Origin of the sequence: Micrococcus sp. KRD012, assembly GCF_017168555.1 — a bacterium.
Lineage (GTDB): Bacteria > Actinomycetota > Actinomycetes > Actinomycetales > Micrococcaceae > Micrococcus > Micrococcus luteus.
Map to the genome: position 1 here is coordinate 1 of NZ_JABFBB010000018.1, position 4,479 is coordinate 4,479.

Consider the following 4,479-nt stretch of genomic DNA (forward strand, 5'->3'; position numbering starts at 1 on the left):
TCCCATCACGGTGGCCAGCACCACCACCCAAACGGGCAAACCAGCTGGCCACCAGTGGGCAGTTCTGATGGCCACCAGCGGGAAGAAACACTGGCCGCCTATGGGCAGAACTCAATGGCCCTTGACAAGTCTCCGCTCCTTTGGGGAGCGGACTTCGTTGAGGCGTCCTCGTGATCGTCTGGAACTCGGCGAAACTGATGGTCTCCGCTCCTTTGGGGAGCGGACTTCGTTGAGGCAGGTACACCTTCGGTTCATAGGAGACCGCGGGGCCGTCTCCGCTCCTTTGGGGAGCGGACTTCGTTGAGGCCCATGAGCACAGCTCCATCGGCCGGGCGGATCAGGGCTGTCTCCGCTCCTTTGGGGAGCGGACTTCGTTGAGGCCCGCCGCTGGTCGGGGAGACGATCGCGTAGGGGAGTCTCCGCTCCTTTGGGGAGCGGACTTCGTTGAGGCGTGTGATACCCCTGCCCGTTGGTGACCCATCCGAGGGTCTCCGCTCCTTTGGGGAGCGGACTTCGTTGAGGCGGGCGGACGCGGGCGCTCACCGCTGAGCAGAAGCGGTCTCCGCTCCTTTGGGGAGCGGACTTCGTTGAGGCGTGAGGATGTAGCCGGGGTCGTCATCCTGCTTGCCGTCTCCGCTCCTTCGGGAACGGACTTCGTTAGCGCTCCAGGTCCGAGGCGGGGTAGGGCTCAGGCCGTGTCCCTCCCTGGTCAATTCGCTCGACTCTGTCGAGGGCGAGGCACCTCGACGGGGTCGAATCACGCACGTGACGTCCGGCGCGTCGTCACGCGTTCGCGAGGTCCTGGGCGTGGCTCCATGGAGTGAGCATCAGTGGCGAATCTGCTGCCTCGGGGCCGAGGCTGAAGGCGAGTCGGGGAAATGCCATGCCCTGGGCCAATGCCCGGCGCATGGCATCACGTGCTGTCCCGCGTTGAAGTTCATCCGGCATCTCCCCTACCCGCATGCGCGACCGGAGCGCGGCCAGCTGCAGAGAGATTTCGGCGACGAGCGCGGTCTAGATCAACGAGGCCGTCTAACCCTCGGGAAGCAGTCGGCCCCGCCTCGCCCCTCACACCACCAGGGACAGGAACGCGCCGAGCGCGAAGCCGACCACGGTGAGCAGCCCGGCCTTCTCCCCGCCCTTCTCGCGGGCCTCGGGGATCATCGTGTCGATCAGCATGACCAGCAGGGCGCCGGCCGCGAAGCCCTGGATGCCGCCGGTCAGGGCGGGGGAGGCGACGTCGGCGATCAGCCCGCCGCCCCACGTCGCCAGGGCGCAGACCACCGTCACGAGCGACCACTGGATCAGCAGGTGGCGGCGCCTCTTGCCGCCGTCGAGGGAGTCGGCCGTGGCGGCGATGGACTCGGGCAGGTTGGACATGAAGATCGCCACGAGTAGCGCGAGGGACACGCCCTCGCCCGCGGCCAGCCCGATGCCCAGCACGAGCTGCTCCGGGATGCCGTCCAGCAGCGCGCCCACGGTCAGCGCGGCGCCCGAGGACGAGCCGCCGGACCTCGCGGCGGAGCGCTCCACCGCACGGTCGCCGAGGAAGTAGGCGGCCGCGCCGAGCGTCAGCCCGATGCCGACGGCGGCGGGCCCGGCCGCCTGCACGCCCGCCTCCGCGAGCTCGAAGGACACGGACGCGATCAGAGCGCCGGCGCCGAAGGCGAGCACGAGTCCGATCGTGCCCATGTGCCAGCGGTGCAGGGTCGCCAGGACGGCGCCCACGAGCAGGGAGGACGCGGCCACTGCGCCCCACATCAGGGTCATCACGGCAGCCAGGCTACGCGCTGACCGGGGACGACGCCGGACCGGACTCGCGGCGACGTGCCTGCATAGGTCACTCTTGACTCCAGCATCCACGGCGAGGCCTGCCACCCTCCCGCTCCCTGCCCACTGACGGAGATGACCGATGAACCTCAATGCAAGTCTCGGACGAGTGGTCGAGTGGGATCGCGATGGCGGCTGGGGCGTGATCGACAGCGAGGCGACGCCCGGGGGGTGCTGGGTCCATTTCAGTCACCTGCCCATGCTCGACTCCGTCCCGTCCAGCCTCACGGTCGGCGAGGAGGTGGAGTTCTTGTTCGAGGCACTGGAGGCCCACAACGATCAGGACGGGTTTCTCTACCGGGCCATTGCCGTGCATCCCCCGCACGGGGGACTGGCGCGCTGACCTGGGGCGACGCCGGGACCGCCGCCTCAGCTCAGCGCACGACCTCGTCCGCCTCGCCCGTGAGCCCGAGCTTCTCGGCCACGTAGTCCACGTCCTTGTCCCCGCGGCCGGAGAGGTTGACCAGGATCCGCTCGTCCCGGCCCATCTGCGGGGCGAGGCGGATCGCGTGCGCCACGGCGTGCGCGGACTCGAGCGCGGGGATGACGCCCTCGAGCCTCGTGAGTCGCTGGAACGCGTCGAGCACGGCCGCGTCGTCCTCGGCCACGTACCGGACACGGCCCAGGCGCGCGAAGTGGGCGTGCTGCGGGCCGACGCCCGGGTAGTCCAGACCCGAGGCGATCGAGTGCACGGGGTCCGGGGTGCCGTCGTCGTCGGCGAGGACGAGGGTGGCCATGCCGTGGAGGACGCCGTCGCGGCCCTGGGTCATGGTCATCGCGTGCTCGCCCTTGGCCGAGGAGCGGCCGCCGGGCTCGACGCCCACGAGCGCGACGTCGGCGTCGTCGAGGAACGCGGTGAACGCGCCGATCGCGTTGGAGCCGCCGCCCACCGCGGCGACGACGGCGCTCGGCAGCGCCCCGAACCGCTCCTGGAACTGGGCGCGGGCCTCGCGGCCGACCACGGACTGGAAGTCGCGGATCATCGTGGGGAACGGGTGCGGTCCCACCACGGAGCCGATCGCGAACAGGTACTTCTCCGGGTCCGCCGCGTACACCTCGAACGCCGAGTCCACGGCCTCCTTCAGGGAGCGGCCCTCGCGCTCCACCGAGACCACCTTCGTGCCGAGCAGGCGCATGCGCACCACGTTGGGGTGCTGCTTGGCCACGTCGATCGCACCCATGTGGATCTCGCAGTCGAGGCCGACCATCGCGGCCGCCGTCGCCAGGGCCACGCCGTGCTGGCCGGCGCCGGTCTCCGCGATCAGGCTGCGCTTGCCCATCCGCTTGGCGAGCAGCGCCTCGCCGATCGTGTGGTTGATCTTGTGGGCGCCCGTGTGGTTCAGGTCCTCGCGCTTGAGCACGATCCGTGCGCCGCCGAGCTCGTCGGAGAGGCGGTCCAGCGGGGTCAGGGGGGAGGGACGCCCGACGGCGTCGCGCAGCAGGCGTCGGTACTCGGCGTAGAACTCAGGGTCGGTGCGGGCCTCGGCGTACGCGCGGGCGACCTCGGCCATGGGGCCGGCCAGCTGCGGGGGCAGGTGGGCGCCGCCGTACTGGCCGAACATGCCGTCCGCGGAGACGTCCAGGTCCGGGGTGGTGACGAGGTCGCAGGCCTCGGCGAGGGTGCGGGGCTCGGCGGCGCCTCTCAGGGCGTTGTCCTCGGGGTTGCGGTGGGTCATCGGGGGTACTCCTGGGATGGGGCCCGCCGGAGCCGCTCATGACCGAGCCGCCCGGCAGGCGAGCGGCTCGTCGTGTCAGATGCGCATGACCGGGGCCGCCCTCAGGCGGCCCACCACTGCTGCGCGCGCATCTGCATGGGGCCAGCGTACTGCACGTCGGGCGGCGTGGGTCTCACCATGTGATTGCAAATCTCAGAATATGGACATCGCTCCCCGTCTCAGTGAATCGCGATTCACCCTGGATCCATGACCATCACCGCCGTCGACACCCAGTCCCTGACCGCCGAGGCCACCGCCGTGCTGGCCGCCACTCCGGGCATGCGGTACGCCGAGTTCCTCACCGCCGTCCCCGCAGTGCCCGGCATCGTGGCCGTGGTGGCCGAGGAGTCAGCCCGTGCCGCCCTGGGCCTCACCCCCGCTGCCGGTGACGTCCTCGCCGTCGACGCGGCCGACGAGAGCCTGCAGTGCCGCGAGGTGCGCGCCGCCTTCCAGTCCGGCCGCACCGGCGTCTCACCGCTGCGCCAGGCGTTCGCCGCCCTGCTGGCGGGCGAGCTCGGCCTGGACGTGGAGCGCACCAGCCCGGGTGCTGCGGGGGAGGGCTTCGCCCTGACTCCGGAGTCCGAGGAGACGCTCACGGCGTGGATGCGGGAGCACCTGACGCTGCGCGCCTGGGTCACCCAGGACCCCTCCGCACTCGAGGGAGTCGCCCGAGAGGTGGCCGCCTACCTCGCCCCGGCCCTGCAGCCGGGCGCCCTGGAGGCCCCCGTGGCGCAGCGGGTCGCGGCCATGCGGGCCTCCGCCCGCCGCTCCGCCACGCTCTGAGCCGGCTGGTCGTCCGGGCGACGCCCTCGCCCGTGGCGCTCGGTCTCGTCGTGCCGGGAGATCGCCCCCAGTCCGCTGACAGGATGGGTGCATGAAGCACGAGATCGTCCTCACCCGCGGGGACCTCACCCTGCGCCCCCTCACCCCCGAC

The 4,479-nt window shown here is 71.2% G+C and carries 4 protein-coding genes and 1 CRISPR repeat array; of the genes, 2 read left to right on the forward strand and 2 right to left on the reverse strand.

Going from position 1 to position 4,479, the window contains the following annotated elements:
- Positions 1-128 precede the first annotated feature (128 nt).
- Positions 129-594: direct repeats of the CRISPR family, unit length 36 nt; unit sequence GTCTCCGCTCCTTTGGGGAGCGGACTTCGTTGAGGC.
- Between the two features lie 474 nt (positions 595-1,068).
- On the reverse strand, positions 1,069-1,770 hold the full coding sequence (locus tag J1M37_RS07415; protein ID WP_043276010.1) for a ZIP family metal transporter: 702 nt from the start codon (positions 1,768-1,770) through the stop codon (positions 1,069-1,071).
- Between the two features lie 142 nt (positions 1,771-1,912).
- Here J1M37_RS07415 and J1M37_RS07420 point away from each other — a divergent pair, with 142 nt between their 5' ends.
- A complete protein-coding gene (locus tag J1M37_RS07420; RefSeq protein WP_043282510.1) occupies positions 1,913-2,173 on the forward strand; it encodes a hypothetical protein in 261 nt (86 codons plus the stop codon).
- Positions 2,174-2,204: 31 nt separating this feature from the next.
- Here J1M37_RS07420 and trpB read toward each other — a convergent pair whose 3' ends face one another.
- On the reverse strand, positions 2,205-3,506 hold the full coding sequence (gene trpB / locus J1M37_RS07425; RefSeq protein ID WP_206452391.1) for a tryptophan synthase subunit beta: 1,302 nt from the start codon (positions 3,504-3,506) through the stop codon (positions 2,205-2,207).
- Between the two features lie 246 nt (positions 3,507-3,752).
- On the opposite strand from trpB, the gene J1M37_RS07430 reads away from it, so the two are divergent.
- Positions 3,753-4,328: a hypothetical protein gene (locus J1M37_RS07430; protein WP_206452392.1), complete on the forward strand. Its 576-nt coding sequence runs from the start codon at positions 3,753-3,755 to the stop codon at positions 4,326-4,328.
- The last annotated feature ends 151 nt before the right edge of the window (positions 4,329-4,479 follow it).

Coding starts and splice junctions, on each gene's coding strand:
- J1M37_RS07415 (WP_043276010.1), bottom strand. CDS start 1,770: ATGACCCTGATGTGGGGCGCAGTGGCCGCGTCCTCCCTGCTCGTGGGC.
- J1M37_RS07420 (WP_043282510.1), top strand. CDS start 1,913: ATGAACCTCAATGCAAGTCTCGGACGAGTGGTCGAGTGGGATCGCGAT.
- trpB (WP_206452391.1), bottom strand. CDS start 3,506: ATGACCCACCGCAACCCCGAGGACAACGCCCTGAGAGGCGCCGCCGAG.
- J1M37_RS07430 (WP_206452392.1), top strand. CDS start 3,753: ATGACCATCACCGCCGTCGACACCCAGTCCCTGACCGCCGAGGCCACC.